Source organism: Pleomorphochaeta naphthae (assembly GCF_055396005.1).
This window is the reverse complement of record NZ_AP042457.1, coordinates 1876275-1894805: the sequence shown is the minus strand read 5'-3', so window position 1 is coordinate 1894805 and position 18531 is coordinate 1876275. Positions and strand designations below refer to the sequence as shown.

The following is an 18531-nucleotide window of genomic DNA, read 5'->3' as shown; positions in this document are numbered from 1 at the left end:
ACACAACTGAGGAATGGCCAAGACTTTAACTCGACATGTTTTACTAGTCCAAGAATATGAGACTGTTTAGGAGAATGAGGAGTTTTAGTCGTATCAATCACTGGTCCACTTACTGAGGCCGAATAGGAGAATGGAACAACTACCGAACAGAGAGCCATTTTTGATTTTGTGTATAAAAAAATAAATGCAAGGAGATAAGAATGGTTAACTGGGAAAACAAAACTGTTAGCGTAGGAATTGATTTGCATAAGACTCAATTTACAGTTTGTGCAATAACATCAACGAAAGAGATTCTATTTGAGAAAGTGTATCAAACTAACGATGAAGGTTATAATGCTTTTATTAGTGAATGTCACACTCTAGAAGACAAGTATGGTGCACATGTATCAATGGCAATAGAAGCTACTTCTAATGCTAGATACTTTAGAAACTTAATGCAGAAAGAAGGCTTTTTTACACTTGTTATTAATACTTTAAAATTTAAGGTTGTAACATTAAGTGCTAAAAAGACAGATAAAAGAGATGCTTTTACAATAGCTGAGTTTTTACTAAAAGATATGTTACCTGAAAGCTATCTATGCGATCAAGAAACAGAGGAGCTTAGAAAACTTATCTGTGAAAGAGCTGATTTAGTTTCATTGATAGTAAGAACTAAAAATAGAATACATAATATGATGTTAGGGTATGGGATAGTAACAACTGCCACTCAATTTCAAAGCAAGAAAAAGAGACTGCTTCTTCTAAAAGGTCTCGAAGACCACGCTTTGATTACGAAGAGGACAGTCTCTACCTTAAATAGTTTCATTCAAACTTTAGAAATTTTGGATGAACAAGTCAAGGCTTTAGAGGCATTAATTGAAGATTTTGTACAAGAAGATGAAGATGTTCAATTACTAAAAACTATTCCAGGTGTAGGGAAAATAACAGCTACAACCATTAGAGCATATGTTGGTGATATAAATAGATTTGCAACTTACAAACAGTTCGCAGCATATTGTGGACTCACTCCTTTTGTAAAGTTTTCAAATGAGAAAGGATTTACCGGACATATAACAAAGAATGGACCTGTAGAGTTAAGAACTGCAATGGTACAAGCTGTAATGGGTATGCTTCGTCTACAAAGATCATTAAGGTATTTGTCGCTAATTAATGATTATAAAAGAATGAAGAAAAACAAAGGTAGTGGGAAAAGTATAATTGCCTTTGCACGAAAACTCAGTAGAGTAATTTATGCAATTCTAAAGAAGAAAAAGCCTTTTGATATGAATAAATTAATAGGTGATTTTAATAAGCGACAAGCAGAAGCTGTATAGCTTCTAATAAAGAAAAATGAAGAAATTAGGTTATGGTTTTCTGTGAAAAACTATTGACCTTTTATAGGAGGTAAAAAATGGGAACATCATCTTCGAGTAAAGGACCTGGGACAGGAGTTCCTTTTGATCCTCCTTGGTTAGATAGGATACCTTCTCCTTTAATACCTGGAGAAGATTTAGAAAGTTTACCAAAAACGCCAACACCTTCTAATATATCCTCAAATGAAGATCTTGCTCCTCCAGCAAGATTTCTTGGAGCAAGACGAAATCTTAATAATTATATTCATTCGGGAAATAGAGAAAGTCTTAATAGGGCTCTTGGACATTATTCAAGAAAAGGAATGGGCGGATCTTCAGTAATAGCTAATCGTATGATAATTTCTACAAGAACTGCTGCAGGTCTTTTGGGGTTTTTTAATTCTGTTTCTTCTGGTAATAATTCTGCATTAAAGTCTTGGATTGAAGGATTTACGTCAAAAGGTGCAAGTGCAAGAGAAATAGCAGATGGTATTGTTGACATTGTAGGTCCAAATGGAGGGAGTTTAGATGAAATATCTGCACAGAACTCTCTTGCTTTGGCTTTTGAAGATCTACTAACAGAACATCCAGAAGTTAATCTTTTGAGTTTAACAGAATCAAGTATTTGGTCATTATTAGGATCTTATCTAGGTTATGAATTATTCAATAGAATATATTTAGATATTGGGCAATGCTTTGAGAATTCAAAATTAACAGCTATTGAAGCAGAATCTCGTAAAGAAGAGATGAGAACTTATATTATTTCAGATGTAACAGCAAGTCTTAATATAATTAGAAAAACTGGTACTAATTACTCTAAACAAGAAGTAAATAAAGTTTTTAGAGAAGTCCTTTTTCGTACAATAAATATTTATGAAGGAGCATTGGAATGAAGATTGTTAGTTGTGTAGAATCGAGTATTCCTCAAAACCGTTCTGATGAAGTTATTTATATTTGCCAATACTCAAATCCTGGAGCACAAGATATTGGCTATTTTGGATTAGGTTTCTGGGATACTATTCGTAAACAAGGAATTGCTCCATCTACTGCTATTTGGGATTTTGCAACGTTTGCGCTTACAGTAGCATCGATAGATAAATTAATTTCACGAAAGTCAAGTCCTGATGGATGGACAAGAGAGCTTGATGTTGAAATCCATCTTTGCTCTCCTGATAAGTGGTATTCACAAATAGAGCAGTTGCAAAATCTTTTAAGATTTCTTACTGGAGATTTTTGGACGCTTTCATTTTGTGATGGAGGGTTTTTTCCTCCTTCCCCAAAGCCAATAATGCATGAAGCTGATTGTATAAGTTTATTATCAGGAGGTATGGATAGTTTAATTGGGGCAATTGATTTAACAAGAGATGGGAAATTGCCAATTTTTGTGTCTCATATTGTAAAGGGATCTAAAAATGCTCAAGAAAAATATGCTAGTAGTTTAAGTGCCTCTGAAAGGTTATATCAATGGAGTTATAATACAAAACTTAAAGGACATGGAGAAGACTCAACTCGTGGTAGATCCATGGTTTTTTATGCATTTGCAGCAATAGCTTCGGCGTCAATTAATAGGAAAAGTGCTGAGCCAATTGACTTATATGTTCCAGAGAATGGTTTTATAAGCCTTAATGTAGCTCTTTCGCCTGGGAGGCTTGGGAGTTTAAGTACAAAAACAACACATCCAATATATATGAGTGGTTTACAAAATTTATGGAATCATTTAGGAGTTCCTCTTAATTTAAAATTTCCATATAGGTTCAAGACAAAAGGAGAAATGATGAAAGAATGTCTTGATCAAGATTTATTAATGGATTTGGTAAAAGATTCTGTAAGTTGTGCTAAATATGGTAGAAAACATATTCATTGTGGAGTTTGTGTACCTTGTTTAGTAAGAAGAGCTGCCTTTATGAAAGTAGGTTGGGAGGATTACACAAAATATGGTAAAAATATTAAGAGTGATAGTGTAGATAATATTTCTGTTACAGCGACATCTTATTTGCATATGCAATCAAAAGGAATACGTCATATAGTAGGTAGTGCTCTAAATTTTGCTAGTGATACCGATAGGGTTAATTATGAAGGAGTTTTTTATAGAGGGTTAACTGAAATTTATGAACTATTACATTACTATGGTCGCGTATGATTGATTTTCATTGTCATCTTGATTTATATCCCAATGTCCTTTCTTTTATTAAGGAAGTTGAAAAACGAAATAAATTTACATTAGTAGTAACAACAAGTCCTCGAGCTTGGTTAGCTACTTCACAAGTATTTGCTTCAATCAAAAATATAGAATGTGCTATCGGCATGCATCCAGAGATAGTGATAAAGAAGTATGTTGAAAAGAATATTTTATTAGAGAATATTTCTAGGTCTAGGTTTGTAGGTGAAATTGGAATTGATGGATCAGTTAGTAATATTGACTCTTTACCTATTCAAATATCGTTATTTAAAGATATCATTAGAGAGGCAGAATCTTGTGGTGGTAGAATTCTAAGCATCCATTCTCGAAAAGCTGAATTACTGGTACTAGATATCCTTGAACAGGAATGTTTTAACAGTACACCAATTTTACATTGGTTCACTGGAAATAAATCTTTATTAAGTAGAGCTATCAATATGCAATGTTTTTTTAGTTTGGGGCCTGCTATGACAAGAACGATTAAAGGTAAAAGACTTATTTCAGAAATACCAATTGAATATATTTTGCCAGAATCCGATGGTCCCTTTGCATTAATTAAAAACAAACCGGTTATGCCTTGGGAAGCAATAAATATCATTCCAGATTTATCTGAAGTTTATGGTATTTCTAAAGAGCAGATACTAAAAAAGTTATTAAAAAATGCTCAAAGATTCACAAATACACTTTCCTGAATAATTAATAATATTTAAAGTTATAGAATGTCATAACTTTCCTATCAACGAACTAGTAATCGGTTGATATCCCTTTAGTAGATTTAATATTTATCCAATAATTTTGCCTTAATAAAAGCATCTATAACTTTAGGTAATAATAATTCTGGTATAAATGAATTTACCTTATATTTTTTATATTTTCTTTTTGGGACTAGTTTGGTTATAACTATAATTTATAGATTTCAAATAGACACATTAAAAATGATGATTAGTTATATAATGTGTATGGATTAATCAGTATAGAGTGTTATTTTATTAAAAGTGAATCATTAGGATTTATCAAATTTAACAAAAAAAACTGCCCATTAATCAGGGCAACTTCTAATTTTAAACTTTTATAATATTAAAAAAATTTAAAAAGAAAAAAAAGTTGAAAGAATCGATATATGTCCTTTCTTAAAAAAAATATCTCTATTTATTTTTGATCTTCATTGGTATTATATTGTTGAGTGTATAATAAGTCAATTATTTCTTTAACAAATCTTACAGAATTAATAATAAATTTGTGGTCAGATTTTTTTATGTTGAATAAATCTTTTTCTTTAATAATTCTTCTTTCAAATAAATTTTTAATATCAAGTAGAGCGTTTTCTTTTATTTTAGTACTTGTTATTATATTATTAAATAGAATTATAGTAGCTAAAATATCATTAATAACATCATGTTTTAATAATTTTTTTTGAAATTTTTGTTTATCATAACTATCAGGCTTTCCATTAACATTTTGTTTTAATTTATATATTTCAGATAAAAGTTGAAAATTTAGTTCAATATTTTCATTTTTTAAAGAATTTAGAATACAATTATTATGAGCACAAGCATTCCTTATTATTCTAACTGACCAAGAAAAATTCTTAATAATACTTGTATATGATTTGCCTAATTTTGTTGCTTTGTTTGAATAATACATTTCATGTAAATCAATTAATTCTTTGAAACTTAATAATTCTACAAGTGCCCATATAGGAATATCATCAGAATATTTATTATATATATCTGAGCAATAAGATTTTGTTGATTTTTTAGAAAAAGCTTCATAAGCATTTGGATATTCTTTAAAAAAATATTTTAACAATAGAATATCCATCTTCATCACAATCGTTAGTTATATCATTAATTAAATTTAATTTTAATTGATGTTCTATAGATAAACACATATTGAATAATATACGTCGTAAGTATAAATCAATCTTTGAGAGTTCAACTAATTGCTTATAATATAATTCCCAATATTCTCCAGTATTTTTATTGATATCAAACAATTTAGCATAAGATTTTAATTTATAAAAATAAGTGCTATTTTTTAAGAAACATTTAGCATTTTCTTCTTCATTTTCAGCAAATCTAATGTTTTTCATATTTTTCATATAATCGATTTGTTCATCTATATTTAATTTTTTTTTCATCTAGGATCCTGCAAATAAAAATAATTTTAACATAGGTATAAGTATATAACAATATAATGAAATAAATGAAAACAAATACAAGCTTTCCTTTTTTCTAGCAATTAATGTATTATCAAGTGAAAAAATTGAATAGTTTACTTGATACAAGAGGACAATTCTATATTATTATATAATAATTAGTAGTGGCTCCTCTGATATTAATTCTTCATTAGGGAATGAAAGTTTATTTATATTTAGAATTAGCCCTGAATAATTTACTTTTTTTAAAACAAATCTGTAGAATAAGGACATTAAAGCATTATATACAAAATGAAAGTTGTCAAATTCATTTTGAATAAGATTTGGTATATCAAATTCTCCATGAAATATACTATTTCTATGAGCTATTATTATTTTTTCATATTTTTTTAAATCAATACCATTTGCTGTGAAATTGCCACAAAGAATATCTCTATTAGAAGGACCAAAAATGTTAGGGATTCTTTTATTAACAATATTAAATTGATCTTCAGAAAGAGTTCCCTTAGATTTCTGTTCTTTTAATATTAATTGAAATTGCTTTATAATTTCTTTTTTTATAGGTTTAGATATTTTCTTTTCTTCTCCTAAGGTAAGCTCAGTTTTATTCCATTTTGCAAGTACTCCTAAATTCGCAAATAATTGTAAACAAGTATAAAGTGATAAATCTCCACAACTTCCTAAAATTATTTGTACTACATTTGAACAGTATTTATCTTCTGAAATTTTTTGATAAAGATTAAATATATTTTCTGTGGGAATTTTATGCCAATATTTAATCATTGTTTTATATTCTATATTATTTTGAACGTTATTTAAAATAGTTGAATAGGAAGGAATTAATTCATTCATATTTTGTTTAATTATACCTTTATTAGGATGGGAACTGATTAAAAATGGTTTGGTAAAATCTATATTACTATCTTTAAGTATCATTTTCCCTACATTCGAAAAATTTGTAGAAAGGAAGAAGCCAAAACCTAACATTAAATTATTTATTTTGGTTATAAAATCCGCATAATAAGTTTGCATATTATAATCTATAAAAATTAATAAATTATTATCAGTTTTAAATTCATAAATTAAAAAAGATGCATTATCGTCTTTAATCTTAATACAAGACGTTGATGTTAATGCATTATTTTGATTATTGTTTATTAATATTGGAGTTGAATTTATTATAGAAGTCCAATTAGTGTTTTTTTTATTTTGTATCGAAAGAACTGCTCGATAATATCCCTCAGTATTAGAATTTTGTAAAACCAAGTCATTGATTAAAATTACAGTATCAAATGGATCTTTTGTAAACTTTCGCTGTAATATAAAACTATTATTAGAAATATAAGATATATTTTGGGTCTTCTAACCTATATGTGGGTTAGAGCCTAATTAATTTTCTCTTTAAGTCCCTTTGTTAACATAATTTATCTGTTCGCTAAAGGGATTTTTATGTTGCTACAAACCAAAAGTACAGAATTAAGTAAATTATTTATGTTTCTAAATCCGTAAGCTCTTCTAATACAGAGTTTTATTTTGTTATTTAAAGCCTCAGTTTTTGCATTACTAATTTTGTATGTTCTAGTTGCCATAATAGCATCATAGTGTCGTTTTATTTTCCTTCCTAAAGCTACAAAACTTTGTATTCTACATCTTCTAGCCCAAGATAACCATGAATCTAAATGTTCTTTAACTTCATCCATATCATCAAGCTTGAATATAAATCTAAGCTCTTCTTTTAGCCTATATGCTCTATATAATTGATTATCATTAAGCTTTATCATTTCCAATTTTTCTCTCTGATTTTTTGTTAAGTTTTCAGGGTTCTTGCGTAAGGCAAATTTAGAATTTTTTATAATCTTTGATTCATCTATTGGTTTCTCATCTCCTTTCTTAGGTCGTCCTCTACCTCGTTTCTTCATTTCCCCTTCTTTCTGTTCAAGTATTACTTTTGCTCTTTGGGAGGCAGCTTTTCTTACATCATCTAAAGCAACTTGTGCCCATCCAATTGCATGAAAAGGATCAATACAACGCTCTGCATTAGGAATATATTTATCTAGACAAGCCTTTATCCATCTAGCTCCATCACCACTAACAGTCTTAATAGAGGCTCTCTGTTTTGGACTTAAATATTCAAAGAATTTAGATAAAGTTTTTTGATTATGTCCTTCCTCTGCCCATATAACTGTACTATCATCGTTATTTACAACTGTTGTAATATAATTATGTCCTTTTTTATAGCTAGTTTCATCAATTCCAATATTAACTAAATTGTTAAACCTATCTTCATATTTAGGAGCTACATCTATTAATACTCTATTAATAATATCACCAACAGTATTCCAAGAAACACCCATAAACTCTGATAATGTTTTCTTGCTTAAATTAAAAGCTAACCAGGCTACTTGATTTTCAAAATCTTTAGTAAATCTAGAGTTATGCCTAGCCCAAGGAACTGCTGCAGTTATAACACCATGTTCTGAACAAGTTACTCTATTAGTATTAGCTAGGACATATACAGGAATGTTTCCAACATCAAGAGATCTCCATTTTCGAGGAGCTTCTTTTTTGTCGTATCCAGGTAATTTTTTTCCACATATTGGGCATCTGTTTTGCTCTCTTTTATATGGTTCTACATGAATATAAAGCTCTTTAATATTTTTAGAATTAGTAATTAATTCCCAACTTTTAACTTTTACATTATTGACACCGATTAGTTCTTTTAATAAGCTCTTGATTGTCATTGGTTATCGTCCTTTGTGTGTTGTTGTAAATTTACAATAGACGATAACTGATGACTTTTTCAATAAATTCCTTAAAAAAACTAATATCTGTATTCTTTATTCCTTTCTTTTTCAATTCTCAATTATAAAATTTACCCACACTTAGTGATGAAGCCTCTATATTTTTTATATAAATTCTTAATATGAATTGATTGATATCTTTAAATTGTTTTATCCATGATACTTCAATAGTATAATATCCGTTTGAATTATATTTTAAATTTCCCTCTAATACTTGAAAAAATCCTTCTGTGCTCTCAATTGTCACAGTATGTTGATTGTAATTAAAAGTATTAAAAATTTCTAATGAATTACCAATTTCTTTAAACATATTAATTTTTTTATATTCAGAGATTTGATTATTCCAGTAGTCCTTAAATTTATCCATTTTTTAACCTTCATTATATTATAACATCAAAATATTGTATAATTTTACACCCACTTTAGAAAAAATACACCCTTTTTTTCTAAAATCGTATTGTTGTATTGATGTGTAAATATCTAGGCATTTAAGTACATATCGTTGATACAATAATGCAGCTATTATAATTTCTTTTAATATAAGGAATTAAAAAATAGCTGTTTTTTTATATAAGGCTAATTTGACATATTTATCAAGCCCTCTTGGGGTAATCGTGTAATAGTCAACACCCCTAAAGGGTAATCGTGTAAAATTTGAAATATTACTAATTTATATTTTATTTTCATTAAATTTATCCAAAAAAATAACCATTTCAAATAATCTTGAAGATGATACACTTTTATCAAAATAAGAAGAATAAGGAAATTCTTCACCAACATTGATATCATCAATATACAAAGCAACTTCTTGGAGTTTCTTATTATTTTTGTTTTCACATACGCTAAAAAAAAATCTATAATCTTGGTTGTCTTTTATAGTAAAAATATATTTTTGTTTTATTATAAATTCTTTTTTATTTATAAGTTCCGGAGGAGAGATTTTAAGCATTACTTTTAAAAAGTCTCCAATTGTTATACTATTATATTTAGATATTTTAGCAGGAAATCTAAAGTTAGTATTAACTAAGGTTCCATATCCAAACAAATTATTTATTATATTTATATCATTATGGTATTTTTCACTATAAACATCAAAAGGTTTCTTTGATTGCAAATTTATGGTTATCTCTTTGAATAAATCGGGAGAACAATATTTTATTGAATAAAAAAAGGATAATATTAAAGATTCAGTATCTGAAAAAGTTTTATTTGAATAGAATGCTAAGAAATCATCTAATTCATATTTAATTTTTTCAAATTTTCTAAGTGAAAAATTATAATTTGGTAAAATATAACAAATTAATGTTATAAATGATTTATTATTGCTATACTTCAGTTGCAAATAAGCATTAATAGTTTTTATATACTCTTCATTATTCGGAATAGGTAAGAAAAATTTTCTATTGATTAAACGGTCAAAATAACCTTCAGAGTCTGTATTGCTACCATAAAAATGTTCAACACTTCTTTCCAACTGGTTAGAATTTATCGCTAGAATAAATAAAAATCTTCCATTATTAAAAAAGTGCTTTATTCTTTCTAAAAATTCAACAGCAAAAGTGGGTCGACATCGATCTAGCTCATCAATTATAATTATAATTTTTTTTGAACTATTAGGATTTATTGAATTGTAAATTAATTCTAGATTGTCATTAAAAGTTTCAAATAAAATTGATAAATCTGTTTTTTGTAAATACTTATTTTCTATGTTTCCTTCGAAAATGTTATACTGCTTGCTAACATTATTTTCTATATTTTCTAGTGAATTTTTCGAAATTGATAAATATTGAGAATTATATAATTTAGAAAAAAATGAATGTTGATCTATTGAATTTGAATCAAGGGTTATTCTAATAAATTCATTTACAGTAGCAGATAAATATAATAAAGCTTTCCTTAATTGTTTTTTATTATTTAAATCAGTGTTTTTTTGAATTATTTGAGTATTAAATTCTCTTATAAAAGGTTTTAAAGGTTCTTCTTCATAATCATTAGACCAAGCATCAAAAGATATTACTCTATAGTCCTTTTCTATTAATTTTTCTTCCAAAGCTTTAATAAATGTTGTTTTCCCAAAACCCCATTCAGCATTTATACTAAATACTTGCTTATCCAATTCTAATTCATTTATTGTAGAAATATTTCTGTTAATAGATTTATTTGAATCAATAATTTTAATTAAATTATTACAGAATTGTTGTCTTGAAACGAATAATTTGGTGTAATATTCTTCTTTGGTTTCATTTTTCTTATTATCATATTTGTTTAAATCTTTTGTATTATAAAAAATATAACTTTCAATCAAAATTATGCTTATGATAAGGGACCCAAAAATATGGGAAGTCATTATTTTATCAGAAAAATCTGTTTTTAGATTTATTATTTGATTGTATAAAAAATTTAATATATTGGGTAAACATATTATAATAATAGATAATGGGAATAATAATTTCAAATTTTTAATTTTTCTATTTTTACTTCTCATCCCATATATTTGGGTTATAACTATTAATCCCAAAAGGAAAAGAATTTGAATATATCTACAGAAAAGATCTACATTTTGCATTAATTTTAACCTTTAATAAATTATTTTATTTTACATCTCATAATTATCAGTCCACAATTCACATTGCGTCATTACTGTTTTAATTGTATCATTCATGCCCTTTGGTGGGTATTTATATTTTTTATGCAATTTCTTAATTAACATTCTCATTCTAGCTCTTGCGGATTCTTTCTTTTTCCAGTCAATAGTTTTATTTTTTCTAAGGGTTTCAGTTAGCTCTTTCGTGATTGCTATCAACTCATCATTTTTATAAAAACCTTTTATATCTTGAGGGGTAGTTAATGCATCATAGAAAGCAAGTTTATCTTCTGATACCCCAAGATGATTACCAGCTTGTTTTGCTTCTGCTATATCATTTGCAAGTTTCATTAATTCAGCTATTACTTTTTCATTTGTTCTTAATCCATTAATATCGGTGGCATAAGTTTTACCATTTATGTCCTATTAGCTTTTTCTGGAATATTGATTGAAAGTTTTAATGATAAGCCCATAAATTTACCTCATAGATAAATTTTATTTTACCATAGAAAACTAAATTGTTGAATGATGGATAATAAAAAATATCATAGTTGATTATTAATATAATTTATTTTTACTATTAAGCTAACAAATTGTGTTGTATAATAAAGGTTATAATAAGTTAATAAATTTTATGGAATAAATTATGAAAGAAGAAATAGAATATTTATATAAATATAGGCCTTTATATTCTTATTGGAAAGATATAATAGATACAAAAACTGGAGAAATAGTTAAAAAAGTAAAAGTTAAAAAACCTATAATTAATAAATTTACTTTTGACTTATTAACAAAAGGTGAAATATACTTTTCTTCTCCAAGAGAATTTAATGATCCTTTTGATTGTTGGATACCTGTCTTTCCAAGTAAAATAACTGAAGAATTCGTAAAAAATAAAATGAAAGAAGATCCTAAATTTAAAGAATATATTATTACAAATTTTAATAGAGATATTCCTAGTTTTGTTAAATGTCATAATAATCCTATGATAGATTATGATTTAAAGACTCGAATTCATAGAGAGGCTTTTGATGATAATTTGGTTTGTTGTTTTTCTAAAACTCATGATAATCTTTTAATGTGGTCACATTATGCGGATTCTCATCAAGGTATATGTTTAGGATTAAAATATAGGTATAAAAATAAAGTTAAATATTTAGATTTAATATCAGAAAAAGGTAAAGTTGAAATACCAATTGAAGCTGTAAATTATTCGCATGATGGTAAGAAAGAAATTCCAGTTCCAGCTAATATGATTAAAAATGAGCTAATAGAGAAAAATTCATATTTGAAAGCAAAAGAGTGGGAGTATGAAAAAGAAGTGCGAGCCATCATTACAAAAGAAGAAGTTGGTTCAAAAATATTAAAATTAAGAAAAAATAGTATAAAAGAATTATATTTTGGAATTAATGTACCTTGTAAAATAATCTTAAAAACAATGAAGATATTATATGATTCAAAATACTATAATTTTAAAGCTATAAAATTTTATAAAATCAAAGATGCTATTGGTTGTTTTAAGTTGGATTTTATAGAAATTAAGAAAGATTATTTTTATAAAAACCTTAATGTAATAGAAAATATACTTAAAAAGGACTCTGTATAACATCTATATTCTTTGTTAAAATAACTTTTGTTATAGATGTAATAGTAAACAAAATAGGGTTCTTTCCTTTAATTAGGGATTAGTTATAAGCTCCATCAATAAGATAACCATTATTTTCCTCGTCTTAGTTGCTGACAAGGTTATATAATCCTTTGCCATTAATATCAAGCTAAATTTCATTTTACCATAGAAAACTAATTTATGAATGGGAGATTTTAGATTTTTATTCTTTAGAGGATTTTCTTTTATTTTTTTTGTTGAAAAGTTATTTATTTCTATGAGATACTATAAGTAAGGAAACTTTATGAACGGTTATTTAAAAAAGCAAATTCTTTCTTCTGAAGCAAATAATATTTTTGATATTACAATACATGATATATTTCATATGATACAAATTAATGAAGCTGATAGATTTGAATGCGAGAAAATTACTCAAAGTGTATACAATAATGAAAGATCAATTAAATCTAATGAAACAAAGACAGCTTCACGACTTAACTTCTATAATGAAATTTTATATAGATATCCTAAGACTGCCGGTTTTATTATGGAATATCCGCACGGCAAAATAATAACTCAAGCAGAAAGAAATCATTTTTATAGAGGTGAAAATCAAATATATGAAAAAAGTATTCCAACTTTATTGAGACAATTAAATCTGAAAAAAACAAAAGAAGAAAAAGAACTTTTTAAGATAATAAATGAAATGAGAATTGCAGAATTTGGTATATTTCTTGTAAAGCTTGATTTCATTCAACAATGGCCTTATAAAATTGGGTCTACTGTTTTATTTGATGTTATAGCACAACATTATGGATTAAATACGAATTGGTTAGATATTACAAATGATTTTCTAGTAGCATTATTTTTTGCAAATTGTTTTTGGGACAATAATACTAATTCCTGGAAACCTTTAACAAGAAAAGAAACTGAAAAAAATGAAAATACTAAATATGGTTTAATATATCACTGTCCTTTATGGCAAAAAGAATTACATAATGGATATGAATTAACAAATGAAAAAGGAGAACGAGTTTTAGATAATGCAATATTACCTATAGGGTTTCAACCTTTTATGAGATGCCATATGCAATCTGCATATGGTATAAAAATGCTGGAAGAATTTCCTTTACAAAATGATGTTATATTTGAAAAATTACGTTTCCGCCATAATGAAGAATTGTCAACATGGATTTTTGAAAGGATGGGTAAAGGCAAATTAATTTATCCCCATGAAGGACTAAGCCATTTCATTGATATAATTAAAAAAATAAAGGAATCTTATGTTTTTTCTGAAGAAGCCTTTAATTTTACTTTTTCAAAAAATAAATATTTTACAAATAAAGAGCAATGTTTAAATAAAATTCTAACAACTAATATTTTAGGACATTCAATAGAAATTGGAAGAGATAAACATCCTTATTCCTTACCTAGTCAAAGAATAAAAGAATTTGATAAAGTGTATAAAGACTTTTCAATTGAAAAAGAATATAATATAAAATTGGGCATATGTAAAGTTTTTTAGATTTAATTTTGGCTAAATCACAAACTTTTTGTGAATTTTTTGACATGTATATTATCATATTTAGTTATTTCATTTTTAATAAAATAAGAATTCAATTTTTGGCTTTACGACTCAATAAATGTTCGCTGTATTGTAATTTACTTATATCTTATTCCAAGCTTTTCCAAATAATTCTCCACCATTTGCTGATAAACGAATAACTTGAGTATCTTCGAAAATTTTTTTAGCATCCTCATGATATTTTTCTATTTTATCAATAGCAATAAAAACTTGTTTTTTATTTTTTAAGTATTGCTTAGCAATGCCTGACACTGGGAAATCCCCTACAGGTTTCAATAGGTCAGAATCGTGTATTAATGCAGGTATACAACTTAATTCTAACATGGCTAAAACAAATAATATCATTCCTTTCTATTGAGTGCCTGCACTGAACGGGTTCTCCTTTTTTAGTCAAGCTTAATTTTACTTAATAAGTTTTATATTTTATACACCCTAGAGCCCTTTAAACGTGTAATTATATTGGAATTGGTGTACCAATGCATAACACTATATATGGTTAATACCTTGATACAATTTCTTATAAGTTTACTTAAAATAAAGAATTAAATAATAGTTGTTTTTTTTACATAAGGTTACTTAGCATGATTTTTCAAGCCCACTAGTAGTAATCGTATATCAACAGATCCCCCTGAAGGGTAATCGTGTAAATTTATGTTCTATTTATAAAAGGTGTTTTTAGAATATTTTAATTTTATATGAAATTAAATAATTCTGCTTATTTTTAAATAATTTGCTATGACTTCCTGTTCTAATTAGTGATAGACATAAATTCTCGTTTTCTATTTTATATATTAGTAATAAATCTAGTTATATATGGCATCCTCTCATGTTTTTAAAATGTTTTGAGTTTGTTAATTGATGATCTTTATATTTTTGAGGTAACGGATTTTGCTTAGCTAAAAGTGTAATTATATGAATAAAGTCTTCTTTATCATGTCCACTTTTCAAGGCTGTTTATAGTCTTTCTTAAATTGAGTATGATATTTAATTTTAAGCATCTAAATCGTTCATTAATTCTTCTACAGAATTAAAAGGTCCTTTTAAGTTTTTGTTGTTTTGTGTTTCACTTAAAGCTTTTAAAGTTGATGAATTTGGTTGTTTAAGAATAACTTTAAAAGGAAGCCCTTCTTCTTGAATAACTTGTCTCAAAAAAATATTAATTGCTGTACTCATATCAAGACCTAAACTAGAAAGAATCCTTTGAGCATCCTTTTTTATTTGTATATCTGTTCTAACTGTAATGCTTGATTTATCATTCATTTTCTTTCTCCTATAAAAGGTCAATAGTTTTTCACAGAAAACCATAACCTAATTTCTTCATTTTTCTTTATTAGAAGCTATACAGCTTCTGCTTGTCGCTTATTAAAATCACCTATTAATTTATTCATATCAAAAGGCTTTTTCTTCTTTAGAATTGCATAAATTACTCTACTGAGTTTTCGTGCAAAGGCAATTATACTTTTCCCACTACCTTTGTTTTTCTTCATTCTTTTATAATCATTAATTAGCGACAAATACCTTAATGATCTTTGTAGACGAAGCATACCCATTACAGCTTGTACCATTGCAGTTCTTAACTCTACAGGTCCATTCTTTGTTATATGTCCGGTAAATCCTTTCTCATTTGAAAACTTTACAAAAGGAGTGAGTCCACAATATGCTGCGAACTGTTTGTAAGTTGCAAATCTATTTATATCACCAACATATGCTCTAATGGTTGTAGCTGTTATTTTCCCTACACCTGGAATAGTTTTTAGTAATTGAACATCTTCATCTTCTTGTACAAAATCTTCAATTAATGCCTCTAAAGCCTTGACTTGTTCATCCAAAATTTCTAAAGTTTGAATGAAACTATTTAAGGTAGAGACTGTCCTCTTCGTAATCAAAGCGTGGTCTTCGAGACCTTTTAGAAGAAGCAGTCTCTTTTTCTTGCTTTGAAATTGAGTGGCAGTTGTTACTATCCCATACCCTAACATCATATTATGTATTCTATTTTTAGTTCTTACTATCAATGAAACTAAATCAGCTCTTTCACAGATAAGTTTTCTAAGCTCCTCTGTTTCTTGATCGCATAGATAGCTTTCAGGTAACATATCTTTTAGTAAAAACTCAGCTATTGTAAAAGCATCTCTTTTATCTGTCTTTTTAGCACTTAATGTTACAACCTTAAATTTTAAAGTATTAATAACAAGTGTAAAAAAGCCTTCTTTCTGCATTAAGTTTCTAAAGTATCTAGCATTAGAAGTAGCTTCTATTGCCATTGATACATGTGCACCATACTTGTCTTCTAGAGTGTGACATTCACTAATAAAAGCATTATAACCTTCATCGTTAGTTTGATACACTTTCTCAAATAGAATCTCTTTCGTTGATGTTATTGCACAAACTGTAAATTGAGTCTTATGCAAATCAATTCCTACGCTAACAGTTTTGTTTTCCCAGTTAACCATTCTTATCTCCTTGCATTTATTTTTTTATACACAAAATCAAAAATGGCTCTCTGTTCGGTAGTTGTTCCATTCTCCTATTCGGCCTCAGTAAGTGGACCAGTGATTGATACGACTAAAACTCCTCATTCTCCTAAACAGTCTCATATTCTTGGACTAGTAAAACATGTCGAGTTAAAGTCTTGGCCATTCCTCAGTTGTGTGCCATATATTTTAACACACTATAGGAATATTGGTGCAACTACCTGCTATTTACCTTTTTATCACTCCTCCTAATAATAACTGGTCTATAATACCAGTATAATTTCTATTGTTTATTACCATCTATAAATAAATAGATGATATGTTTTTATAAGTGATATAATTGTGGGCAGAGGGCCTCATTTTCAATAAACTTTAAAGTTTTAAAAGGAGTCTGTCCTCGGTCCCAGTTTTCCCTATCGGTTGATTAAATCTTTGAGTTTCATTCATGCGGGAGATTGGAAAATGGAACCTATTTTTAACCTTGGAGGTTAGTATGAGTATCGTTGGTATCGACATTTCAAGTACTTCGGCTACATTTTGTATTCTTGGCAATACAGGTGTTATCGCACAAGACAATTTTCCACTAAATAAAACTGGTTTTAACAAATTATTATCTACTCCCGGAATTAACAAAGATACTACATTTGTCATGGAATCCACTGGGAAATATCACTTAACTTGCTATCATTATCTACTAAATCACAACATGATAGCTTATGTTGTAAATCCGTTGCTTATTAAGCAATACAAGGATACAATTACCTTAAGGAAAACTAAGACTGATAAGTCCGATGCTCTCCTTATTGCAGGGTATGCAAATAACCCTAGTATTCAATTTGAAGGGAGAAAAACTGAGTTGGAATCTGAAAGTAAACTTCTCTCTAGAGATAGGATTGCTAATAGCGAGCAACTTGCAAAAGCTAAGACTAGATTGAAGGGAGATATAGCTGTATCCTTCCCTGAATTGCATAATATTAACGTTTTTACTGATTCTTGGCTCAATTTGTTGTCTGTGTATGGTTCTGCTAAACAAGTAGCTTCTGCCTCTACTGTACAACTTGCTAAAGCTATTAGAGGAACTAGAGTAAAAAGTACTGAGAGAGATAAAAAGCTTGCTAAAAAAGCCAAAGAATTGGCTAAAGATTCTGTGGGTGTAGATCTTCATGCAGCTATTACCAAGCATCAAGCTAAAACTGTTCTTTATCTTAAAAAGGAAGACAAAGAACTTACAAAAGCTCTCATAAATATGGAAAAAGAAATTCATCCACAAGAGATAGAGATTATTACTTCTTTCCCTGGTATTAGTGATACAACTGCTGCACATTTTATGGCAGAGATTCAAGATATTCACCGATTTAGTCGCTACCAAAAATTGATAGCTTTCATAGGAACTGATCCAACAATCTATCAATCTGGAAAGGAAGATAGGCATGGTAAAATTTCCAAACGAGGGAATCGAGTCCTGAGAAAATATTGCTATCTGATGGCAACTAATAGCCTTAGAAGCAATCCAGTTTTGGCTGAATATTATTCTAGAAAAAGAGAACAAGGTTTCCCTCATAGAAAAGCTATGATTGCTACAACAAATAAACTTATTAGGGCTATTTACGCCCTTTTGATTAGAGGCGAAAAAGCTAGTATTCAATAATTTAAAATCTTTTTCCTTAATCATAATTGTTTATAGTTGACTCCTTGTACTTATAATATAATAGAATAATAATAAATTATAAACATATTTGCTTACAAACATACTACATTGTCTTACATTTCTGTGATATATGATTATAGTTGAAGTAAATTAAGGTAAAAAAAATCA

Annotated in this window: 18 protein-coding genes; 7 read left to right on the top strand and 11 right to left on the bottom strand. The window is 27.8% G+C overall.

The genetic code is table 11. The annotated features are described in order from the left end of the window. Positions 1 to 200: 200 nt before the first annotated feature. The 4 genes from ACZ5SO_RS08635 to qatD all read left to right on the top strand — a co-directional run bounded on the left by ACZ5SO_RS08635 (position 201) and on the right by qatD (position 4202). On the top strand, positions 201 to 1313 hold the full coding sequence (locus tag ACZ5SO_RS08635; protein ID WP_464624023.1) for an IS110 family RNA-guided transposase: 1113 nt from the start codon (positions 201 to 203) through the stop codon (positions 1311 to 1313). A gap of 77 nt (positions 1314 to 1390) precedes the next feature. After that, positions 1391 to 2224 carry a Qat anti-phage system associated protein QatB gene (gene qatB / locus ACZ5SO_RS08630; protein ID WP_464624037.1) on the top strand — a complete coding sequence of 278 codons (834 nt, stop codon included), beginning with the start codon at positions 1391 to 1393 and terminating at the stop codon, positions 2222 to 2224. Next, positions 2221 to 3471, top strand: coding sequence for a Qat anti-phage system QueC-like protein QatC (gene qatC / locus ACZ5SO_RS08625; protein WP_464624036.1), 1251 nt, complete (start codon positions 2221 to 2223; stop codon positions 3469 to 3471). Before qatB ends, qatC begins: the two co-directional genes overlap by 4 nt. Then, positions 3468 to 4202, top strand: a complete 735-nt coding sequence (qatD, locus tag ACZ5SO_RS08620; protein WP_464624035.1) for a Qat anti-phage system TatD family nuclease QatD — start codon at positions 3468 to 3470, stop codon at positions 4200 to 4202. Before qatC ends, qatD begins: the two co-directional genes overlap by 4 nt. 457 nt (positions 4203 to 4659) lie before the next feature. Here qatD and ACZ5SO_RS08615 read toward each other — a convergent pair whose 3' ends face one another. From ACZ5SO_RS08615 to ACZ5SO_RS08585, 7 genes are all read right to left on the bottom strand, one after another. Continuing rightward, positions 4660 to 5331 (bottom strand): Abi family protein, encoded by a 672-nt coding sequence (locus tag ACZ5SO_RS08615; protein ID WP_464624034.1) that lies wholly within the window; start codon positions 5329 to 5331, stop codon positions 4660 to 4662. Continuing rightward, on the bottom strand, positions 5300 to 5650 hold the full coding sequence (locus ACZ5SO_RS08610) for an Abi family protein (protein ID WP_464624033.1): 351 nt from the start codon (positions 5648 to 5650) through the stop codon (positions 5300 to 5302). The genes ACZ5SO_RS08615 and ACZ5SO_RS08610 overlap by 32 nt, the downstream gene beginning before the upstream one ends. Positions 5651 to 5815: 165 nt before the next feature. Beyond that, positions 5816 to 6934 carry a hypothetical protein gene (locus tag ACZ5SO_RS08605; protein WP_464624032.1) on the bottom strand — a complete coding sequence of 373 codons (1119 nt, stop codon included), beginning with the start codon at positions 6932 to 6934 and terminating at the stop codon, positions 5816 to 5818. A 158-nt stretch (positions 6935 to 7092) separates the two neighbouring features. Then, complete coding sequence (locus ACZ5SO_RS08600) at positions 7093 to 8409, bottom strand: ISL3 family transposase (RefSeq protein WP_464624031.1); 1317 nt, start codon at positions 8407 to 8409, stop codon at positions 7093 to 7095. Positions 8410 to 8527: 118 nt separating this feature from the next. Further along, positions 8528 to 8836 (bottom strand): hypothetical protein, encoded by a 309-nt coding sequence (locus ACZ5SO_RS08595; protein WP_464624030.1) that lies wholly within the window; start codon positions 8834 to 8836, stop codon positions 8528 to 8530. A gap of 303 nt (positions 8837 to 9139) precedes the next feature. Beyond that, the gene (locus ACZ5SO_RS08590; RefSeq protein WP_464624029.1) at positions 9140 to 10774 is read right to left on the bottom strand and encodes a KAP family P-loop NTPase fold protein; all 1635 of its coding nucleotides are present in this window, start codon (positions 10772 to 10774) and stop codon (positions 9140 to 9142) included. Between the two features lie 291 nt (positions 10775 to 11065). Continuing rightward, the gene (locus ACZ5SO_RS08585) at positions 11066 to 11446 is read right to left on the bottom strand and encodes a type I restriction enzyme endonuclease domain-containing protein (protein ID WP_464627843.1); all 381 of its coding nucleotides are present in this window, start codon (positions 11444 to 11446) and stop codon (positions 11066 to 11068) included. 253 nt (positions 11447 to 11699) lie between these two features. On the opposite strand from ACZ5SO_RS08585, the gene ACZ5SO_RS08580 reads away from it, so the two are divergent. Together ACZ5SO_RS08580 and ACZ5SO_RS08575 are read left to right on the top strand one after the other, a co-directional pair. Continuing rightward, positions 11700 to 12659, top strand: coding sequence for a DUF2971 domain-containing protein (locus ACZ5SO_RS08580; protein WP_464624028.1), 960 nt, complete (start codon positions 11700 to 11702; stop codon positions 12657 to 12659). A gap of 304 nt (positions 12660 to 12963) precedes the next feature. Further along, positions 12964 to 14184, top strand: a complete 1221-nt coding sequence (locus ACZ5SO_RS08575) for an FRG domain-containing protein (protein ID WP_464624027.1) — start codon at positions 12964 to 12966, stop codon at positions 14182 to 14184. Between the two features lie 141 nt (positions 14185 to 14325). Here the strand turns inward: ACZ5SO_RS08575 and ACZ5SO_RS08570 are convergent, their stop codons facing one another. The 4 genes from ACZ5SO_RS08570 to ACZ5SO_RS08555 all read right to left on the bottom strand — a co-directional run bounded on the left by ACZ5SO_RS08570 (position 14326) and on the right by ACZ5SO_RS08555 (position 16694). Continuing rightward, a complete protein-coding gene (locus ACZ5SO_RS08570) occupies positions 14326 to 14589 on the bottom strand; it encodes a DUF2326 domain-containing protein (protein WP_464624026.1) in 264 nt (87 codons plus the stop codon). Positions 14590 to 15051: 462 nt separating this feature from the next. Then, a complete protein-coding gene (locus tag ACZ5SO_RS08565; RefSeq protein ID WP_464624025.1) occupies positions 15052 to 15192 on the bottom strand; it encodes a type II toxin-antitoxin system mRNA interferase toxin, RelE/StbE family in 141 nt (46 codons plus the stop codon). A 42-nt stretch (positions 15193 to 15234) separates the two neighbouring features. Beyond that, the gene (locus ACZ5SO_RS08560; RefSeq protein ID WP_464624024.1) at positions 15235 to 15504 is read right to left on the bottom strand and encodes a type II toxin-antitoxin system RelB/DinJ family antitoxin; all 270 of its coding nucleotides are present in this window, start codon (positions 15502 to 15504) and stop codon (positions 15235 to 15237) included. 77 nt (positions 15505 to 15581) lie between these two features. Then, complete coding sequence (locus ACZ5SO_RS08555; RefSeq protein WP_464624023.1) at positions 15582 to 16694, bottom strand: IS110 family RNA-guided transposase; 1113 nt, start codon at positions 16692 to 16694, stop codon at positions 15582 to 15584. 514 nt (positions 16695 to 17208) lie between these two features. On the opposite strand from ACZ5SO_RS08555, the gene ACZ5SO_RS08550 reads away from it, so the two are divergent. Continuing rightward, positions 17209 to 18363: an IS110 family RNA-guided transposase gene (locus tag ACZ5SO_RS08550; RefSeq protein ID WP_464624022.1), complete on the top strand. Its 1155-nt coding sequence runs from the start codon at positions 17209 to 17211 to the stop codon at positions 18361 to 18363. The last annotated feature ends 168 nt before the right edge of the window (positions 18364 to 18531 follow it).

What these genes read in the sequence shown, in the direction of transcription:
- ACZ5SO_RS08635 (WP_464624023.1), top strand. Translation starts at nt 201, where the DNA reads ATGGTTAACTGGGAAAACAAAACTGTTAGCGTAGGAATTGATTTGCAT.
- qatB (WP_464624037.1), top strand. Translation starts at nt 1,391, where the DNA reads ATGGGAACATCATCTTCGAGTAAAGGACCTGGGACAGGAGTTCCTTTT.
- qatC (WP_464624036.1), top strand. Translation starts at nt 2,221, where the DNA reads ATGAAGATTGTTAGTTGTGTAGAATCGAGTATTCCTCAAAACCGTTCT.
- qatD (WP_464624035.1), top strand. Translation starts at nt 3,468, where the DNA reads ATGATTGATTTTCATTGTCATCTTGATTTATATCCCAATGTCCTTTCT.
- ACZ5SO_RS08615 (WP_464624034.1), bottom strand. Translation starts at nt 5,331, where the DNA reads ATGGATATTCTATTGTTAAAATATTTTTTTAAAGAATATCCAAATGCT.
- ACZ5SO_RS08610 (WP_464624033.1), bottom strand. Translation starts at nt 5,650, where the DNA reads ATGAAAAAAAAATTAAATATAGATGAACAAATCGATTATATGAAAAAT.
- ACZ5SO_RS08600 (WP_464624031.1), bottom strand. Translation starts at nt 8,409, where the DNA reads ATGACAATCAAGAGCTTATTAAAAGAACTAATCGGTGTCAATAATGTA.
- ACZ5SO_RS08595 (WP_464624030.1), bottom strand. Translation starts at nt 8,836, where the DNA reads ATGGATAAATTTAAGGACTACTGGAATAATCAAATCTCTGAATATAAA.
- ACZ5SO_RS08580 (WP_464624028.1), top strand. Translation starts at nt 11,700, where the DNA reads ATGAAAGAAGAAATAGAATATTTATATAAATATAGGCCTTTATATTCT.
- ACZ5SO_RS08575 (WP_464624027.1), top strand. Translation starts at nt 12,964, where the DNA reads ATGAACGGTTATTTAAAAAAGCAAATTCTTTCTTCTGAAGCAAATAAT.
- ACZ5SO_RS08570 (WP_464624026.1), bottom strand. Translation starts at nt 14,589, where the DNA reads ATGATATTATTTGTTTTAGCCATGTTAGAATTAAGTTGTATACCTGCA.
- ACZ5SO_RS08560 (WP_464624024.1), bottom strand. Translation starts at nt 15,504, where the DNA reads ATGAATGATAAATCAAGCATTACAGTTAGAACAGATATACAAATAAAA.
- ACZ5SO_RS08555 (WP_464624023.1), bottom strand. Translation starts at nt 16,694, where the DNA reads ATGGTTAACTGGGAAAACAAAACTGTTAGCGTAGGAATTGATTTGCAT.
- ACZ5SO_RS08550 (WP_464624022.1), top strand. Translation starts at nt 17,209, where the DNA reads ATGAGTATCGTTGGTATCGACATTTCAAGTACTTCGGCTACATTTTGT.